This window comes from Serratia sp. NFX21 (assembly GCF_048517035.1).
Classification (GTDB): Bacteria; Pseudomonadota; Gammaproteobacteria; order Enterobacterales; family Enterobacteriaceae; genus Serratia; species Serratia quinivorans.
In genome coordinates this window covers 2349828-2366953 of the sequence record NZ_CP183196.1, presented here as the reverse complement: position 1 = coordinate 2366953, position 17126 = coordinate 2349828, and the positions used below count along the sequence as shown (strand labels likewise).

The following is a 17126-nucleotide window of genomic DNA, read 5'->3' as shown; positions in this document are numbered from 1 at the left end:
TCTCGGGCAGCCGTTCGCCCACTTTTTATGGAGCTGTTTTAAAGGATTAACCCCCATTCCCTAACGGACTAGCTAGAAGGTATTCTATGAGCCAAAACGACACTGAAATTGTGGCACGTCGTAGCCATATCAATCCTCCGGTATTTTTTATTTCTGCCGCTTTAATCATCGTCCTGGTGGCCTTTGCCGCCCTTTACCCCGAGTTGGCCGATCGCAAATTCAAAGCGCTGCAACTGGGTATTTTCACTAACGCCAGCTGGTTTTATATTCTGGCGGTGGCATTGATCCTGATGAGCGTGACCTATCTGGGTTTGTCGCGTTACGGCAATATCAAGCTCGGCCCGGATCACGCCCAGCCAGACTTTAGCTATGTATCCTGGTTCGCCATGCTGTTTTCCGCCGGGATGGGCATTGGCCTGATGTTCTTTGGCGTAGCCGAACCCGTAATGCATTACCTTTCTCCCCCAGTCGGAACGCCGGAAACAGTGGAAGCGGCTAAACAGGCCATGCGCCTAACCTTCTTCCACTGGGGCCTGCACGCCTGGGCAATCTACGCCATCGTGGCGTTGATCCTGGCCTTCTTCAGCTATCGCCACGGCCTGCCGCTGACGCTGCGTTCCGCGCTGTATCCGATTATCGGCGATCGCATCTATGGGCCAATTGGCCACGCGGTAGATATTTTTGCGGTGATAGGTACCGTGTTCGGTGTCGCAACCTCGCTGGGCTACGGTGTGTTGCAGGTTAACGCCGGTCTTAACCACCTGTTTGGCTTGCCGATCAACGCAACGGTGCAGGTGATTCTGATCGTGGTGATCACCGGGTTGGCTACGCTGTCAGTGGTTTCCGGGCTGGATAAAGGCATCCGCATTCTGTCCGAATTAAACCTCGGCCTGGCGGTGTTGCTGCTGGTGCTGGTGGCTGCGCTCGGCCCGACCGTGCTGCTGTTAAAATCCTTTGTCGAAAATACCGGCGGTTATCTCTCTGACATCGTCAGCAAGACCTTTAACCTGTATGCCTATGAGCCGAAGTCCAGTAACTGGCTGGGCGGTTGGACACTGCTGTATTGGGGCTGGTGGTTGTCATGGTCGCCTTTCGTCGGCATGTTTATCGCCCGCGTTTCACGCGGACGTACCATCCGTGAATTCGTTACCGGCGTGCTGTTCGTCCCTGCCGGCTTTACGCTACTGTGGATGACCGTGTTCGGTAACAGTGCCATTAATCTGATCATGGCCGAAGGTGCGCGTGATTTGGCTAACACGGTGCAAAATGACGTAGCACTGGCACTGTTCAACTTCCTGGAACACTTCCCGTTTTCTAATATTCTGTCGTTTATCGCGATGGCCATGGTGGTAGTGTTCTTCGTCACCTCAGCGGATTCGGGAGCGATGGTGGTAGATACCCTGGCTTCCGGGGGTACCGACCAAACTCCGGTCTGGCAGCGGATTTTCTGGGCAGGCATGATGGGCCTGGTCGCCATTGCCTTGCTGCTCGCCGGTGGGCTGAGCGCGCTGCAAACCGTGACCATCGCCAGTGCCCTGCCGTTCTCGATGATCTTGCTGGTGTCGATCTACGGGCTGTTAAAAGCCTTGCGTATCGATGCCCACAAACGCGACAGCCAGACGACGACCACGATTGCACCGACTGCCGCACGCAATCCGATCTCATGGCAACGGCGTTTACGCAATATTGCTTATTTCCCTAAACGCTCACAGGTCAAACGCTTTGTCGGTGAAGTGGTTCAGCCGGCGATGGCGCTGGTGGAAGCCGAATTGGCCAAACAGAGCACCACCTCCTCGATTGACGATTCACAGGACGATCGCATCCGTTTCGAAGTCGATTTGGGTGAAGACCTGAACTTTGTCTATGAGGTTCGCCTGCGGGCTTACATTCAACCGGCCTTTGCGCTGGCGGGCTTGAAAGACGAAGAGCGTGATGAGGAACATAAGTACTACCGGGGTGAAGTCCACCTGAAGGAAGGGGGCCAGGATTACGATGTGATGGGCTGGACGCAAGAACAGATCATTCACGATATTCTCGACCAGTACGAGAAACACCTGCACTTCCTGCACCTGGTCCGCTAGTAGCCTGCGCTACTATTCTATTCAGCCGCCCCATCCGGGGCGGTTTAGGTTGCTGACAAAGCAGGAAAAAGCGTGGTTTTTCCTGCTTTGTGGTGATCAGCCGAAAATCAATGAATTGATTTTCCTTATTTTTTATTTATCGACCTCTACTCGCTCTATTCAGGAATGAGTTTGTCATCAGTCTGAACCGCCCCATCCGGGGCGGTTTTTGCTTCCAGTAAATCCCTGGCATGTGGTTCACTGTTATCGGGTTTGATGCCCCGCAGCCACTTGCAGAGGCTATAATTACGATAATAAACGGAATTTATTGCAATTTTTAGCACCGTTTTTATTTTGATGCTTTCAGTTTTATTTCAGCATAACGGGCGGTCAGCTGCTTCAGATGCACTTCCAGTTGGGCCCTGCCAGCAACAGGTAAAGGTTCTCCCGCAGGGTTTGCTGACAATGCTCGCAGTTGCTCTTCTGCCGGTATGGATTGGTTAAATGACTGCATGGTTGAAAATACCACTGATTTCAGCTCACTGACCGTCATGTATTTACCCTTCTGCTCATCCAGCCCGCTCAGCCGGTCACTCAGTTGCTGTAGCTTCGTCATCCCTTGATGCCAGCCATTCAGGTTTTCTGTCGGTATGCCGGCAGCGTTTAACTGCCGCTGCCACTGTTGTACCAGAGGTTTAGCCTGCTCCGGCCAAAGCGCCTGAGCCTGTTCTACGAGCTGCCGACTGTAGGCAATATTCCAGTCAGGAGGCAATTGATCCAGCCGGACAAGCTGCTGCTGTGTTTGCGCGATTCCAGTTTGTGGTAACGGAGATTGCTGACGCAACATATCCAACTGCTCGGGCGTGAGTGTTGCGGGTAACGGCGCCAGGGATGCAGCAAACTGAGTCTGTAACGGGTCAGGTCGGTGCAAGACATGCCAGCCCCACACCGTTGCCGCACTTATCACCAGCATGGAACACATCCCGGCGGCAAAGAAATGCCACTTTTTTACCGGAACCGGCACCGCTGCCAGTACTTCCACATTCGCCTGGTGTTCTGGTTGCGTTACGTACACCCATTTCACTGGACTGGCCGGTACGTCTTTCTCTGCAACCGGAATAGCAGAGTGGGCTGCAGATGATATTCCTGAATCATTCATTGTCGCCGCAGGCAGCACAATTCCGGGCTGAATAACAACATCAGAACCCAATGCGCCGTCACTGTTTTCCAGCCGAACGGCACTGTTATGCATCAGGGTACGCAAGGTATCGAACTGGCTCAGGTGCTTGAGCTCCAGGCGCTGTAATAACACCCCAAGGCTGGCAAGCTGCTGTTCTGCAAGATAAAGCTGGCTAAGGTCACTGTAATTCAGGGGGAGAGTACGCATTAGCTGTTGTATACGCTGGCTCAGACCGCTGAGGATTTCCATCCGCGCATGTACCGGCTGCGGCCAGAGCGCCCCCCACTGATGGCTGATCAGGGCTTCCAGGATGGACAATCCTTCATTCAGACCAAACAGCCCGGCCAATTGCGTACGGGCCAATGTGTACCAGGCTGCCGTCTGTAGCTCCACGCCATTTTGTTCAAACAGCGAAAGACAGAGTTTTTCAGCATAACGCCAGTTCACATCCGGACGCGCCGGATGTGACAGTTTGCTCAGCTCATCGCGCAGGGCAGCATAATCCGGCAATGTTCGAGGATCGTTACCGGTTTTAATTTTACGGGAGGGAATGTCATTCATGACCAGATATCCATTTGATCTGCATACAGAATTGGAGAGTTACCATATCGTTTTGCCCTCTTTCAGGGGGTAATCAGTTCTCTCCCCGTGCTTCTGTCCAGGCACCGCTTGGTAACAGCCTCCCAATAGGCATTGAAATTTTTGCTGTTGATACATGCAGAGCAACAGCGGCAGCTTAAGGCCGGTTTGCAGTTTCATTTGGAATATCCCTATAAGTTAAAAGGCGCTGACCTCTTCTGTTTTCTTGAGTTTACGGCGAATTATCAAGATACTGCTGTTGTTTCAAGTGGCGTAACAGCACCCGCCCCTCAGGCATAAATTCGGTGCCATAACGCACCAGACCTATACCCTTCAGCTCTGCATCAATGGCGTAACGCAGTTCACCGGGCTGAGCCTGTTCCAGTATCACCACGGCAACGTTTTTCAGGCGGGGTTCATATTTCAGCAAAACGGATGTCAGCGTGCCCATCAGTTGATGTGAGGTACCCGGCATCCCTTGCAGGATTTTCGCCATATCAGGCAGGCCGTAATCGGGTAAATGGGCCAGCGTCCCGGCGCGACAGTTGAGGATGCGCTGCATATTGTCCAGCACCGACAGAATGAACTGATTTTCTTCGCTAACCTGATGGAGGCCGAGGCCGCCGGCGAAATTGCCGACCAGCATTTCATACAACGACGGGGGATTATGTCCCTGAGGCATTAATCGTCCTTAGCGGGTAGCAATGTCAGATAGTTATTCCCGGCCTCCAGGATGCGCGGCTTATCCGGGTCCAGCTCTTCACGCTCAATCACCCGCCTCCAGGTGTTATTAACCAAATCCGGATGACGGAACAGCCCCGCGACCGCCACAAACTTCGCATCGGCTTCCATGGGCATATTGAGGCTGGCATCGCCGCCCGGTTTTACCACCACATCGCGGGTGGCCAGCAAATCGGTTTTCAGGAGGGTGTCGCCGTCTTTCAGCAGTTGCTGATACACCGTCTTGTCGAAGGTTTTGCGGTCTTTCAGCTGGTAAACGCGCACCACAACCGGCTCCGACAGCGAATTGCTCTCTCGGGCATCGGTATTGAGCGCCTCGCGCGCGGTAAAATCCAGATGCAGGATTTTAATCTTCTTGTAAAAAACGGCGGTGAAGGCCGACTTTGTGCCGTCCGTGACGCTCTGCGTCACCCCACAGCCCGTCAGGCTGAACGCCAGCAGCGCGAGCTGCCAGCGTACGGTTTTAGTCAAATTGGTAGGTAACACGTCGGTTTCCTTGTTGTGGTGTGGCGGGCTTCATGCCGTGGTAATAGCCCAGATCCGTCGTAAAGGCCTGCGGGATGTCGTCCGGGAGCAGGTCCCCTTCCGCGCCCAACACAGCATTCATCCCCAGCCAGAAAGGGCCATCACCCAGCGGCGGGACGGTCAGCAGGCGGGTACTGACTCTGAGCTGGATTTTTGCCTTAAACCGCCAGCCCAGATAGACCCGCAGCATCACCAGCAAATCCTGATACAGCAGACCATCCGGCTTCCAGCCCTGCGCTTCCTGCTCGTTATCCGTTGAAAGCACAATCAGCAACTGGCTGTTGGCATCCATCGCTTCATCACCGAGCGGCGTGTTGCCATCCAGCAGAAAGTCCTCATCACCGTAAAATCCCAACGGCTGGCTGATTTCCACCGGCCGCAGGCAATACGGACTGACCTGCACCGCCGTGTCCGGTGCCAGCAGGCTCACCAGCGCCTGCATCCCTTCCTGGGTTTTGCCGGGCTGACGCAACACGCCCAGCAGCGCCAGAAAGCGTGACACCGGCGTGGCGATGTGATTTGCCGTCCCCGGAATACCCAACCCCACCAGGCCCAACAGCGACTGCGAAATGCTGTCGGTTCCGCCGGGTTCGAACGCGGCCGGGTAAGAATACTTTCGCCAGATGCGATAAAACTGCGTCAGGATGCGATGACTGAAGATATCCAGAAAGCCCTGCAGCGCTTCATGCCCTTCCCGGCGCTGGGTGATGTCATCGAGATAGGCCGTCGGCAACGGTGAGTCGACACCGTACATCCCCATAAAGGTGGTGCGGATGAGCGGTGGCTTACTGTCGTCGTTCTCGTCATATTCAACGGCTTTCAGTTCACTGACAGGAAATCCCATCCCCGGATGCGGCGCAAATCGCACTGGGTCATCAGCGGGATGGCTGGTTGAGCCCATCAGCGGTCTGCCCGGATTACGCTTCTCCAGCAGCTGGCATAAACGGTAAAAGTTAATGCGGTGAAGGTCGGCTTCCAGCCGCGGGGTCAGCCGGGAATGCGGCGGTTGTGCTTCTCTTCCCATTCCAGACGCTCTCCGGTCGGTTGCAGAATGATAATCAGGCGGTTAAACAGGTAAATATCGGTATAGAGGGCAAAGAAACGGCTCAGCATTTCGCCAAACAGGCAGATGTCGCCCCGACCGGCAAAGCCGTGGCTGTCGAGGGTCACTTCAATCTGCACGCCGCGCACCAGATAGCCCTGCTCGAAGCGCTCGGTTTCGCTGTGCTTCACGTCGATGATGGCCTCCAGGCGACGGCGGTTCATCTCGCTGTCCGTCCACTCATACAGCGCCAGAGTACCGCGCAGCACGTCGGCGTTATCCATCATCGAGAGGAACCCGCTGCCGAGGTGGCTCAGCACGCGCCAGTGAAACCGGTCCTGCGCCGGTGGGTAACAGGGAAGCGTTGGCGCACACAGGTTGCGCACGGCGATGCTGGTCGAGGTGGTTTTCATCACCGTATCAAGCACGGTACTTTGCAGCGTACGTCGTGGCAGTTGGCCATTGGTGCCGGTGAGCGTCAGCGACAGACTTTCATCTTCCGGCACAGTGTGATGGTCAAAGGCTTCGCCACCGAGGATCAGCCAGGTGTTGTGCAGCCCCGAAGGGCCACGGCGTACGCGGGTGTGGTAGTAATATTCCGGCGCTTGGTGGCGCATCATTCCGCCTTTGTGGCGAAAACTGGAGAACGGCACATAGGTATGCTGACTGGATGACGTCACCGAATCCACGGCGTAAATCTCGGTGTGGCCGTCCTGCACGCGCATCGGGCGCAGCATGTATTCTGTTTGCAGGGAGTTCAGCGCCAGCGGATCAGACTCCAGCGGGAAGAGGTTGATAACCGGCACGCAGTTAAGGCGCAGATGCTTTTCGGTAAAGCTGAAGTCATGTTCCCAACGTTCAGCCAGCACCACATCGATTTCAAACCAGGGGAGCGCAGCCGGAAAGGCGACGCTCTCCAGCCCTCGCAGGCCGGTGAACATGAATTTCTCGCGGAAGGTGAAGTACTCCAGCAGCAGTTGGTAGCCACTGAAACTGCTACTGCCTTTTGGCCATAAGGCATCGTCATCGCCAAAGCCCTGCGCGGTGAAATGCCCATCCAGCGGTCTTCTGTCTATATCGCCCGGCATCCGCAGCCACATCCGGGCCACATTCAGGGTAAAGGCGGCGTGCATGGCGCAGGCCAGCGGCGCATCGGCGTTGAAGTAAAGTGAAATACTGCTGAGATCGATACGGCTCCAGTCTGCCAAATTACTGCAATTAAAACGCAGCGTGACAACCGAGCGACCATCCGCATCGGTGGCCAGTCTGGCCTGCTCCAGCGACAGCGGTTGAAGGTTGAGCTCTTGGGTGGTGGTGTAACGGCAGCGCGTCCCTTTTTCGCCGATCGGACGCGACAACACCTCGAAACCTTTGGCGATCCGCATCTGCTCTTTCATTTCGCGCCAGTCCGGCGTGAATTCGACCACGGACATGGAAGGAATGGTGCGCAGGTAATGCGGCCACAGCAGGCTGACCAGCCCTTCGGTCAGCTCCGGCAAATCGTCGTCAAGCTTTTCGCGAAGCCGGCCCATCAGGAAGGCAAAGCCTTCAAACAGACGCTCCACATAGGGGTCGCGGGCGCCAGATTTATCGAGGTTCAGCATCGCCGCCTGCTCAGGATGAGCGCGGGCAAACTCTTCACCAGCTTCCAGCAGGTAGCGCATTTCGGCGTCGTAATAACGCAGGGTTAAGTCGTCCATAGAGTTATCATCTTTTTGTTCGGTGTGTTAACCACACAGCACTGCGGCGCGTGCCGGATCGAGAGAAATCAGCCCGGAAAGCAGTGATTCCATCTCAGGCTGCAGACGGGTTTTATCCGCCTCACTGCGCCCGGCCTTGCCACGCAGCAGTTTGAGTCTGCGAGCTTTGACCTCAAACATCAGCTTTGGCACCCACTGTTCAAGCGTCAGCTCTCGGGCGCTGACATCGAGTTCACCCAGCAGGTGCAGCGCCATTTCGTTTTTACCGTACTGCTCGCTCACCCGTGCCATCAGTAAGCGCATCAGCCATCGATCGCGGGAAGAGGTGTAACCCGGCTGAACCTGCAACCAGCTGAGCGCGGCTTCAATGCCTTCACTGTCTGCTTTCGCCAACACCTCAGGCTCCAGCATCAGTACATCATCACTGTTGCTCGCCGTTGCCGTCACCGGTTCATCCTTCCAGCCCGGCATATCATCCAGCACGTTTTCTTTAATCCAGTTTAGGGTCACTTCATCAGCGAAAGGCGTGCCGTCATTGAAGGCCAGCGCCTCCAATCCCGGAAGGCGGGCCAGCAGCCCTTCCAGGTCACGGCAGAGGATGTCGGCACGCACGCTGTCGTTATCCAGCTTGACCAACGCCTGCCAGGCGTACCACTGCACATCCAGCCACAGATGGTTAACCCCCTGCGCCAGCAGGGTATCCGTATGCTCCAACAGTTCAGACCAGCTTTTTTGCAGGTACAGACGTTTGAGATGTGCCCTGTTGTCTGGCTTGGGGGGAACCAGCCGGGTGCGCCCGGAGGCGTCCAGCGGCGGCAACTCCGTCAGTGTGTCCCAGCGCACACTTTTCAGCAGATGATGGCCAGCCAGCCAACCACCGGGCTGATCGCGGAGATATTTCGCCAGCACTTTGGCCTGATCGAGCAAATCACGTCCTGACGTGACGGCGTTCATCACCGGCGCTGATAATGCTGGCCCCTTAGTAGCGGTTTCTTCACGACTGGTTTGCGGCACCAGACTGTTAGCGCCACCGCTCTGCACCAGCCGGTTATCCAGCGCCTGATGCAGCCCTGCCAAATCCGGACGAGCGTCTTCAGCAAACGTTTGGAGTGCCTGACCGGCCAATAACAACGCCGCCGTGATGCGTTGCATGACGGCCATATCCACTTCCGGGTACAAAGACAGGCTGTCTGTCACACGGCTACTGCCAAGCCACTCCAGGGCAGATTTGCGGCTGCGCTCACGCCGAGGATGCAATCGGGTTCCGAACTGCGCCAGCATTGCCGCCAGCAGCTCAAGCCCCTGAGCAAGCCCGGACTCGCCATCCTGATGCAGACGCGCCCAAATGTAGAAGGTGATGACACGCAGATCCTTGCAGGTGCCGGTCAACAGTCTTTCCGCTAGTTGGCAAATCAACCCGGTATCAATCCCCGAGAGCTTGTTGACCTCTTCGCGAATACGCTGAAAATCATCGTCATAGCCCGGGTCTTCCCCGGTTGGTTCATTGTCATTGATGGGTGCCAGCCAGCGTTCCCAGTCAGCGCTACGTTCCCTTGCCATCGCCAGTAAGGCATTTTCATCTGCCCCACAGGCGCGGAGTATGTTCTGTAGTGCGCCCATTATTCCATCCCCTCCATGGCTGAATTCTCTGTGCCGGTCAGCGCCTGTGCAGTGGCGGCATCCACGCTGAATATCTGCTCAGGAAGCCTGAAACCGCGCAACACCAGCAACGCCAGCGGCCCTTTGCCCAGTTGGGAACGCAGAACCCACTGCAGCGTGCGACCATCCGGAGCGGTAAAACTCATCATCCACTGGCTGCGATCAAGCTGTTTCCGCTTGCCCTGCTCCAGCCAGCGAATGAAGCCCCAGGTGCCACTGTAATCCCCGAACAGACGTGTACCGGCGCTGGTTGAAGTCCAGGTCAGCATGGCGCCGGGCTTGAAGGTATCCCCCGGCCAGCGGAAGGACTGCCAGTCGGCCATCTGGTTGAAGTAATGCAACTGCTGCCCGTCAATCGTTAGCTGGGTTTCCACCACCTGCGGTACCGGGCGGGCCTGTAATTCGAAGCTGATGCCCTGACTGCCGTCGGTAAACAGAATGTCGGATAACTGGCTCAACTGATTTAACGCTTTCAGAAACGCCGGGTTAAACGTCAGCCCCTGGCTGTTAGTACGGTTCGGCACCCAGCGGCTGCCTTCTTTATGCAACACGCCGCTGAGTTCAGCGGTCAGGAAACGGTCGATACGCCCGCTGTCCTTGCGGATAAACTCCGCCAGCATCGGCAGGGAAGCGTCGCTTTTGCTCGCGGCAAACGGGAAGCGCCCCTCAAAGGCGGTATGCCAGTTTGCTACCACTGAACGGCTCCAGCGGGCGTTCAGGCTTGCTGCAGACGGTTGCAGTACGGTTTCCCAGGCCTGCGTCAGCGGCTGAACAAACAGGGTGTTGCCAAAGCCGCTCCATTCCTCACCCAGACTGGCCGCCACCAGGCTGCCGTACTGCTGGGTATCGGTCAGATCCACACTTTTGCCCTGGAACACCGTCTGTGCCAGGGCCTGCATCATCTCCTGCGGATCGTTAGCACTCGCCACCTGTTGCAGGCGCAAACGCACGCGGGTGATACGGGTCAGATAGGTTTGCAGGCTCAGCGTGCTGTCGGCCGACATTAGGTTGCTGGCCTGGTTTTTCCCCATCAGGGTTAGCAGCGGCCCGAAGGTGTCATCCAGCGGCCCCTGCGGCCCGGCTGCACGCTGATCGATAACGGGCTTATCCTCACTGCCGAGCAGATCTTTTGCCGACTTGATAATGGAATCCGACAGCCCTTCGCGCAGCTCGCCGGCTTGTCCCTGCCAGGCCAACGTATTCATCAGCGCAATCATCGGCGACTGACGCACATCGCTCATCAGTGTCAGTTGGTCCGTCACATCAGAGATATTATGAGCCGGATTCAGCCGCAGGCTGTTGAGGAAGTTCAGCCAGCTGCCGGCAAAATCAGTGAAGTAACGCTGCGTCAGACGCGCTTTCAGCGCTTCCGGAGAAAGGTCGGCAGAAACGGCCTTGCGACTGTCGCTCAACACCCAGTCAATCTCATCCCGGCGCGAGTTTGCCGCTTTCTCGATGGCCTGCTGAATGCCCCCTTCCCAGGCCTGACGGGTGAACATCCCCGGCACCACGTCATCGGTGGAGAACAGACGGCGGGCATCGGTCCCACTGGTCATGTCTTCCAGTGACACATCGGCAAAGTTACGCCGCACCGATTTGAGCATGTTTTCGTAGAGGGTTCCCTCCGCATTACGGCGACCAATCTGCTGCAACAGCACCTGGCGGCTCTGGCTGACCAGCGCCGCATCCGGGGTGATTTTCCACTGCGGCTGTTCCAGCAACCCAGATATAGAGAACGCCCACAAGTCTGGCGCAAGGCTCTGCCACAATCCGGTGGAAATCCCCTGCCGGGTCGGCTGCACCCTTTGCATGGTTTGGGCGTAGAACGCGCCATCCACTTTGTCCGGGCGGGACATCATCAACCAGGCTTTCAGTTGGTCATAACCGGATTTCGCCAGCTGTGCGCGCTGGTCGCTGTTAGGTGCCGAGTTTGTCAGCGCAGTCAGTTTTTGCATCAGGGCAGCATTGGCCGGATCGCGGATCAGGCGATCATTCGCCACGCCATACCACGGGAGCAGCGCGCTCAACAGTTGCGGGTTATGATCGAGGCCAAAACGTTGATACCAGGGTGAACCGCCCTGAACATGATGTTGCAAGCGGCCGGCATCGTTACGCAGGTCATGCAGGGCCGTCAGTTGAGAGTCAGAAACAGAGGGATGCTCGACCAGAGAACGGGCTTTGCTCGCTACAGAAGAAATATGACTATAGTTCAGGGTAAAAGAGAGCAGCAGCCCGGCGCCCCAGATACCGAGCACAGCCATAATGCCCCATGCCAACGTCTGCTCCCAGGCCATACCGACACGGCGGCCACGCACACGGGTGCAGTCTTCCGTCACCCCCAACCAGGTTGCCGGAAACGTCAGGGCATGTTTATGCGCAGCCGGAATGGCGCTTTCCGCCACGTTTTTGCCTGCTTCTTGACTCGGGAATTCGGGTTTATTGACCGGGCTGAACATCAGCCCCCCCAGCGGGATACGCTGTTGCGAACCGTACAGCCAGGGTGTCAAGCGGGACATCCAGCGTTTGCTTTCCCCCTGCTCAAGCTGCTGGGCAAGGCGCAGCAGAAAATCATACTGGCGCTGTTCAGCAATCTGAGACATGCCCTGTTCACGCAGCTGCGGCAGCAGTTTATCGAGTAGTGTTGCCACCTCATCCGGCATCGCCCGCCACGGCAGTGTGATACCGACAGACTGTGATTTACGCCCTGCCTGCGGCCATTCACTGCCGCACAGCTGCCATAACCAGACCGGGGCAGAATAGCGCAGCAGCTCACTGATTTTCTCCAGCCCACGCAGATCGTTGTCGCTCATCTGCGGCGTGAGGTTCTCACCTTCTCCCAGTACCCGGACAATGCCATCCAGTGGGCGTCCGCGGCGGAGTTTGCGCAACGCGGTATATTTTTCTGTATCGACTTCAGCCGTCATACCGCCGCCGTAGATCAGAACGGTACGCTCACCTTCAAGCCACTGGCTTTCCTGCAGGCCGGGCACCAGTTGTTCGATTGCTGCGTTTTCGCCGGTGACTAACAGTAAGCGGACTTTATAACGCCAAAAAGAGCCGTGACGGTTACGTAAAACTGCACGGATATCGCCCGCCAGCGTCAGCCGTGGTGATTTTTTCTTCAGTTCTGCCGTTTTCTTTTCTGCATTACTCATCTGTTTAACGCGGTTGATAAGCCAGAGTTGCATCGTCAGAAAACCCAGCAGCGTGATGCAAATCAGCGCCAGCCAGATAATGCCGCAGACCGTCAGCACGGAACGAATAACCGACCATTCCGGGACATGATGTTCAACGATAAACCAGTATCCCACCCCACCCAGTAAAATGAGCAGGGTGATCGCCGCGATGGCGAGTACGGCGGTGAATGCAACAGAGAGGCCCTGGTGTTGGTGGGTGGCTTTATCCTTTTCCATAAGGTTTAACGATTCCAAGTGCAAAAGTATGTAAAGGATCAGTGGCTATCCAGGCGCAGGACTGGTCCTGATGGTGGGCAAAAATAGCGGCAAGCGACAATACAACCAGCGGCTCCAGTTGCCCCAGCTCTCCCCAGTAACTGTCCTGGAGATGATGAGTCACATTCCAGCCACTGCCTGCCAGCGCAGATTGCTGAGGTTGAGAAAACAGGATGCAGGTGTCAGGTGACGCATCGAGTTCGCTTTGTCGCTGCGCCCGCTTACAGACCTGTGGCAAGGACTCACTGGCGGACGGATCAAAGACCTCGCCACGGCAAACCTTAACCGGGCCACCTGAGCCAGCAAGCCACAATACCGCTGACTCCCCCGCAGGCCGCAGACAGCCTGATGATGGGGGCAGAGACTGGCATCCTGCCACCAGATACAGGGCATCACTTTCCGCTGAAGATAATGAAGCGGCCAGGGTTGCCAGTGTTAGCTCTCCCTGCCAGGGTTCCGGTTGTTCCGGCAACACCACCGCCGGGAAAGATGCTTTCATCTGAACAACAAACGCCTGCCAAGCCGTTGCACTGCCCTGCCAGTAGCAGCGCTGTAACGCAGAGATGGTTTTACCTTCGCTCTGGCCTTTCCACTGCAAAACCAGCATCCTGGCCAGTTGTTTTTCTCGTTCATCAACATCGGGCGAGAAGGTTCGCGCAACACGCAGGGCTTTACCCTGAGCTTCCTGCCATTCCCCTGGTTGCGGCTGCTCACGCTTAAGCAGCCGCAACCAGTCAGACAGTTCAGCGCCAGCAGGCCCGATCAACACCACCTCGCACAGTGCGAAGCACTGTCGATGCAGATACCACCAGTGTTGGTATTCCTGCAGCACCGTCCGTTGCCAGAGCATGGCATGATGCACAGAGCAGCGGTAATACAGCATATAAAACAACCAGATAACCAGCATGATACTCAAGATGATAAACATCCCGGTGATGATGTTCCCCACACCGGCTTGAACGCCCTGTCGCAATGCAATACCGCCACCCACAAGCAACACCAGCAGCGAACCGACCGCCAGCCAACGTCTGGTGTCCGGCGCATGGGCGACGTTGTAGGAGGGAAACGCCGGAAGTGGCCTCACTGCGCAATACCACAATCAGGAAATGAACTCACCAGCGTGCATCCACAGGCGCAGTGATGCCCGTGTAACGCGACAGGCTGACCGTCAACGTTTGATAATTCGCTGCCTTCAACAATCGTGGTCATGCCGTGCTTATTGCATTTGACCGGATCACCTTTGATGGCAATACCTTTGCCAAAACAAAGATAATGCCCGCCCAGTACCTGACCACCATATTCCCGCAGAGCATCGCCCTGACGTATCACCTGTTTCATCAGAACACCTTATTTTTTAGTTGAACACATCAGACGTCAGATAATTCTGGCGCCAGACTGTTGCAGTCGGGTCGTGGCGGCGGTCAGCATCGCCTGATGTTCAGCGGCAATAATCTGCGATTGTTGGCGTGCAGCCACCTGGCCCGGCGCGTTATCCGCTGGCAGCATCGCTGACGGTGACAAGGTCTGCACATGACCATTCGCTAAATCTTTAACCTTGTGCACCTCAGAGAGCTGTCCGTCCTGCTCCCGCGCTTCAACCGTATACTCGACCCGGTTAGACGTAGAGGTCGCCCCCACGATTTTGCCTTCAACTGAAATAAGCTGGAGCTGCTTGTTGGCGATATCACCAAAGTAGATCATCCGGTAACGGAAATAACCGCCCCAGGGTTCTCTGCCGCCCAACGCGCTTTGCATAAACCAGGCGCGGGAATCGTGGATTTGTTCGTCATAAAACGCCAGAAGTTCAGCCCCGGGAGGTGTCTGGATACCGGTACCCAGACTGTCGGTAAAGAGACGGATATAGTAATAGTCGCCTCCATCCCGCATCTGCTGGTATTCAGCATTCACATCGTCCCCGTTGAGCAGATAAACCGGGGCTTTAGGGATAACATCGAGGATTATTTGTTTGGTTTTATTCCAGAAGCCACCATTGATATCGCGATACCAGTTGCGGTAATCATGCTCAAACTCGCGCGCGGCTTCACGCAACTGGTATTGGGCATTGGTGGGGTCGTAATCCGGTTTACCCTGTTCGATACGGTCCTGCCAGTTGGGCTGGCGGCGGTCAATCGCCTTACGTTTTTTGAGCAGTTTCGCCTGAGCCGTTTCGTAATCTGCTTTTTCCTTATTAAGTTTATCGGGAGGTAACTGTGGGGCATTATCATAAAAAGGCTGAACCAGCAGGCTGTTATGAGCATAGCGACCAATACGCCAGGCGGTGATCCACGCCATCTGTTCGATAATCACACTTTCCAACACGTGGGGGAGCTGATAAGGACGGTAACCGGGTTCAGTGGCAGCCGTTTCCTCGTCAGGGGCATCGTTCATTAGCGTTTGACGCCAGAGATTGAAACGATTGATGAGAACATTAGAAATGTTAAATTCGGTAATTGAGTCACGTGACATTTTTCTGGAAGGCTGAATATCTTTAATTAAAGGCGTGATCAATTCAGGAGAGACCGTCAGCGGCGCCCCCGCCTCAAAAGCAGCAAGATAAAGATCGTGCAGCACAATCTGCGACAGCAGCTCCCCCACGCCGCCCCGGGATTTTCCCTGGTCGCCCGGCGGGTAGCCGCCGCCGACATCCGAGTGCATGCCCGGATACACCACTTCCAGGGTACTGGCCGGATAGCTGCCGTCAGGCCGGCGAACGGAATCGAGCGGGAAACTGAGCCGCTGCTCATGAGCGGCAATAAAATGACGACAGCAGCGAATCAACCCCGGGAAACGGGTTTCATCCGGTAACTGCTGGGTACCGTCGGCCCAACCCATATGCCCGGTGGCGCCGGGGGCAACGTGGGCAATGCCAACCGAGGGTACGGTATCCAGAATACCCAAAAACTCAATGTTCAGCGGCAGCCCCAGCAGACTCATCTCTGGGCGCTCGCCACCCGGCGGCGTGGCAAACAGCTCCGTCAGCCAGTTAACAAAGGTACGGGCCTCCGCAGCGCCACGGGAGAAGCCGTAGATAAACAGTTTGATAGTGAGTAAATGGGGTTTAGCCTGCTTTACCTGAGCTTTTAACGGTGCCAGCAGTTTGTTAATTGCATTACGCCGGTTCACTTCGCCGGTTATCGGCCAGTGCGCGCGCATATCAGGCAGCAGCCCACGGGCAACCCCATCATCCAGGCGCTGGTGCGTGGGGGTAATGGCATACCTCAGGGCATCCACCAGACGCAGCAATCCCCAGTTGATGCGGTCTTCTCCGCCCGCGGCAAAGGCCAGGCCATCGGTACTGTAATCAAATTCATTGATTTTCGGGAACGGGGTGCCTACGCCGGGGATGTAGTATGAAAAATACCCCTTTTGTTCCGCGACCGTTGGGTAAGCAGCATGAAATAATTTCGCAATATTTGTCGGGTGAGGCGGGTTGGCAACTTTGGTATCGTTCTCTTCATTATTACCGGTGCCATCAAAAAACAGGCTGATATGCAGGCTCTGGCTGCAGGTAAAGCCAACTCGCCGCCCGGCCTGTTCGCTCAGCAGCATTTTAAACGCGTCCACCTCGCGAATTTGTTTTTTATAGTTGGCATTAACCTGGGCTGGCGAGAGCGCCAGATGCCCTCCTTCCGGGAACGCAGGCGGTGCCCAGCAGGGTAACCCTGAGTTTATTTGGGACATTGCGCTGGCTCCTTCATATTCATCGGCTCTTTAATCGGGTAAGTCGGCGTACCGTACCCCTCGCACACCGTCGTGACCTTCACCTGATTACAGGGCAGGAAGTGGACGCTGATCCCGCAGCGTTCTTTGCCGTACTGGGGAATATCGACGACGGTACTGTGTTTCTGGTAGCTGGCTTTAACCTCTTTTTCCCACTTTTTATATTTCTCCCTATCCTGATATCCCGGGAAAGGAGAAGCTGTATCAGGATCGACTTCCCACTCGATACGGGCTTTCAGGTCCGGGGTCCATTTCAGGGGCAGCATAATGCAACAACTATTCCCTGTTAGCCGACCACCATAACCGTTGATGGTAAAAGAATTGATACCTTGTTGAGTATGATTAAATCCCCGAATATCTCCAGAGGTATAATCATCATTCCCCGCACCGGAACACCCGGGCACGACCAGTATTGTCAGAAAGATAAATAGCCATTTAATCATTAACGTCTCCTTGAATTATTTTCAT

General features: G+C 55.8%; 13 protein-coding genes. 1 reads left to right on the top strand and 12 read right to left on the bottom strand.

Features of this window, described 5'->3' with window-relative positions; translation table 11 throughout:
- The first annotated feature begins 86 nt into the window (after positions 1-86).
- Positions 87-2081: a BCCT family transporter gene (locus ACNT1W_RS11105; RefSeq protein WP_112362724.1), complete on the top strand. Its 1995-nt coding sequence runs from the start codon at positions 87-89 to the stop codon at positions 2079-2081.
- Positions 2082-2409: 328 nt separating this feature from the next.
- Here ACNT1W_RS11105 and ACNT1W_RS11100 read toward each other — a convergent pair whose 3' ends face one another.
- The 12 genes from ACNT1W_RS11100 to ACNT1W_RS11045 all read right to left on the bottom strand — a co-directional run bounded on the left by ACNT1W_RS11100 (position 2410) and on the right by ACNT1W_RS11045 (position 17101).
- Positions 2410-3801, bottom strand: coding sequence for a VasL domain-containing protein (locus tag ACNT1W_RS11100; RefSeq protein ID WP_419246775.1), 1392 nt, complete (start codon positions 3799-3801; stop codon positions 2410-2412).
- A gap of 62 nt (positions 3802-3863) precedes the next feature.
- On the bottom strand, positions 3864-3953 hold the full coding sequence (locus ACNT1W_RS11095; protein WP_071593052.1) for a DUF1283 domain-containing protein: 90 nt from the start codon (positions 3951-3953) through the stop codon (positions 3864-3866).
- A gap of 98 nt (positions 3954-4051) precedes the next feature.
- On the bottom strand, positions 4052-4501 hold the full coding sequence (gene tssE, locus ACNT1W_RS11090) for a type VI secretion system baseplate subunit TssE (protein ID WP_012006228.1): 450 nt from the start codon (positions 4499-4501) through the stop codon (positions 4052-4054).
- Positions 4501-5046 carry a type VI secretion system lipoprotein TssJ gene (gene tssJ / locus ACNT1W_RS11085; RefSeq protein WP_012006227.1) on the bottom strand — a complete coding sequence of 182 codons (546 nt, stop codon included), beginning with the start codon at positions 5044-5046 and terminating at the stop codon, positions 4501-4503. Before tssJ ends, tssE begins: the two co-directional genes overlap by 1 nt.
- Positions 5024-6109: a type VI secretion system baseplate subunit TssG gene (gene tssG / locus ACNT1W_RS11080; protein ID WP_012006226.1), complete on the bottom strand. Its 1086-nt coding sequence runs from the start codon at positions 6107-6109 to the stop codon at positions 5024-5026. The genes tssJ and tssG overlap by 23 nt, the downstream gene beginning before the upstream one ends.
- Positions 6073-7827, bottom strand: a complete 1755-nt coding sequence (gene tssF / locus ACNT1W_RS11075) for a type VI secretion system baseplate subunit TssF (RefSeq protein WP_419246774.1) — start codon at positions 7825-7827, stop codon at positions 6073-6075. Before tssF ends, tssG begins: the two co-directional genes overlap by 37 nt.
- Positions 7828-7854: 27 nt before the next feature.
- Entirely contained in the window at positions 7855-9447 is a 1593-nt protein-coding gene (gene tssA / locus ACNT1W_RS11070) for a type VI secretion system protein TssA (RefSeq protein ID WP_419246773.1), read from the bottom strand.
- A complete protein-coding gene (locus tag ACNT1W_RS11065; RefSeq protein WP_419246772.1) occupies positions 9447-12899 on the bottom strand; it encodes an ImcF-related family protein in 3453 nt (1150 codons plus the stop codon). Before ACNT1W_RS11065 ends, tssA begins: the two co-directional genes overlap by 1 nt.
- On the bottom strand, positions 12886-14022 hold the full coding sequence (locus tag ACNT1W_RS11060) for a hypothetical protein (protein ID WP_223272856.1): 1137 nt from the start codon (positions 14020-14022) through the stop codon (positions 12886-12888). The genes ACNT1W_RS11065 and ACNT1W_RS11060 overlap by 14 nt, the downstream gene beginning before the upstream one ends.
- A complete protein-coding gene (locus ACNT1W_RS11055) occupies positions 14019-14276 on the bottom strand; it encodes a PAAR domain-containing protein (protein ID WP_135344415.1) in 258 nt (85 codons plus the stop codon). Before ACNT1W_RS11055 ends, ACNT1W_RS11060 begins: the two co-directional genes overlap by 4 nt.
- Positions 14277-14312: 36 nt before the next feature.
- Complete coding sequence (locus tag ACNT1W_RS11050) at positions 14313-16619, bottom strand: T6SS phospholipase effector Tle1-like catalytic domain-containing protein (protein WP_419246771.1); 2307 nt, start codon at positions 16617-16619, stop codon at positions 14313-14315.
- A complete protein-coding gene (locus ACNT1W_RS11045; protein ID WP_419246770.1) occupies positions 16607-17101 on the bottom strand; it encodes a DUF3304 domain-containing protein in 495 nt (164 codons plus the stop codon). Before ACNT1W_RS11045 ends, ACNT1W_RS11050 begins: the two co-directional genes overlap by 13 nt.
- Positions 17102-17126 lie beyond the last annotated feature (25 nt).

Bases quoted from the DNA above. Each gene is read 5' to 3' on its own strand.
- ACNT1W_RS11105 (WP_112362724.1), top strand. From the start codon at position 87: ATGAGCCAAAACGACACTGAAATTGTGGCACGTCGTAGCCATATCAAT.
- ACNT1W_RS11100 (WP_419246775.1), bottom strand. From the start codon at position 3,801: ATGAATGACATTCCCTCCCGTAAAATTAAAACCGGTAACGATCCTCGA.
- tssE (WP_012006228.1), bottom strand. From the start codon at position 4,501: ATGCCTCAGGGACATAATCCCCCGTCGTTGTATGAAATGCTGGTCGGC.
- tssG (WP_012006226.1), bottom strand. From the start codon at position 6,109: ATGGGAAGAGAAGCACAACCGCCGCATTCCCGGCTGACCCCGCGGCTG.
- tssF (WP_419246774.1), bottom strand. From the start codon at position 7,827: ATGGACGACTTAACCCTGCGTTATTACGACGCCGAAATGCGCTACCTG.
- tssA (WP_419246773.1), bottom strand. From the start codon at position 9,447: ATGGGCGCACTACAGAACATACTCCGCGCCTGTGGGGCAGATGAAAAT.
- ACNT1W_RS11065 (WP_419246772.1), bottom strand. From the start codon at position 12,899: ATGGAAAAGGATAAAGCCACCCACCAACACCAGGGCCTCTCTGTTGCA.
- ACNT1W_RS11055 (WP_135344415.1), bottom strand. From the start codon at position 14,276: ATGAAACAGGTGATACGTCAGGGCGATGCTCTGCGGGAATATGGTGGT.
- ACNT1W_RS11050 (WP_419246771.1), bottom strand. From the start codon at position 16,619: ATGTCCCAAATAAACTCAGGGTTACCCTGCTGGGCACCGCCTGCGTTC.
- ACNT1W_RS11045 (WP_419246770.1), bottom strand. From the start codon at position 17,101: ATGATTAAATGGCTATTTATCTTTCTGACAATACTGGTCGTGCCCGGG.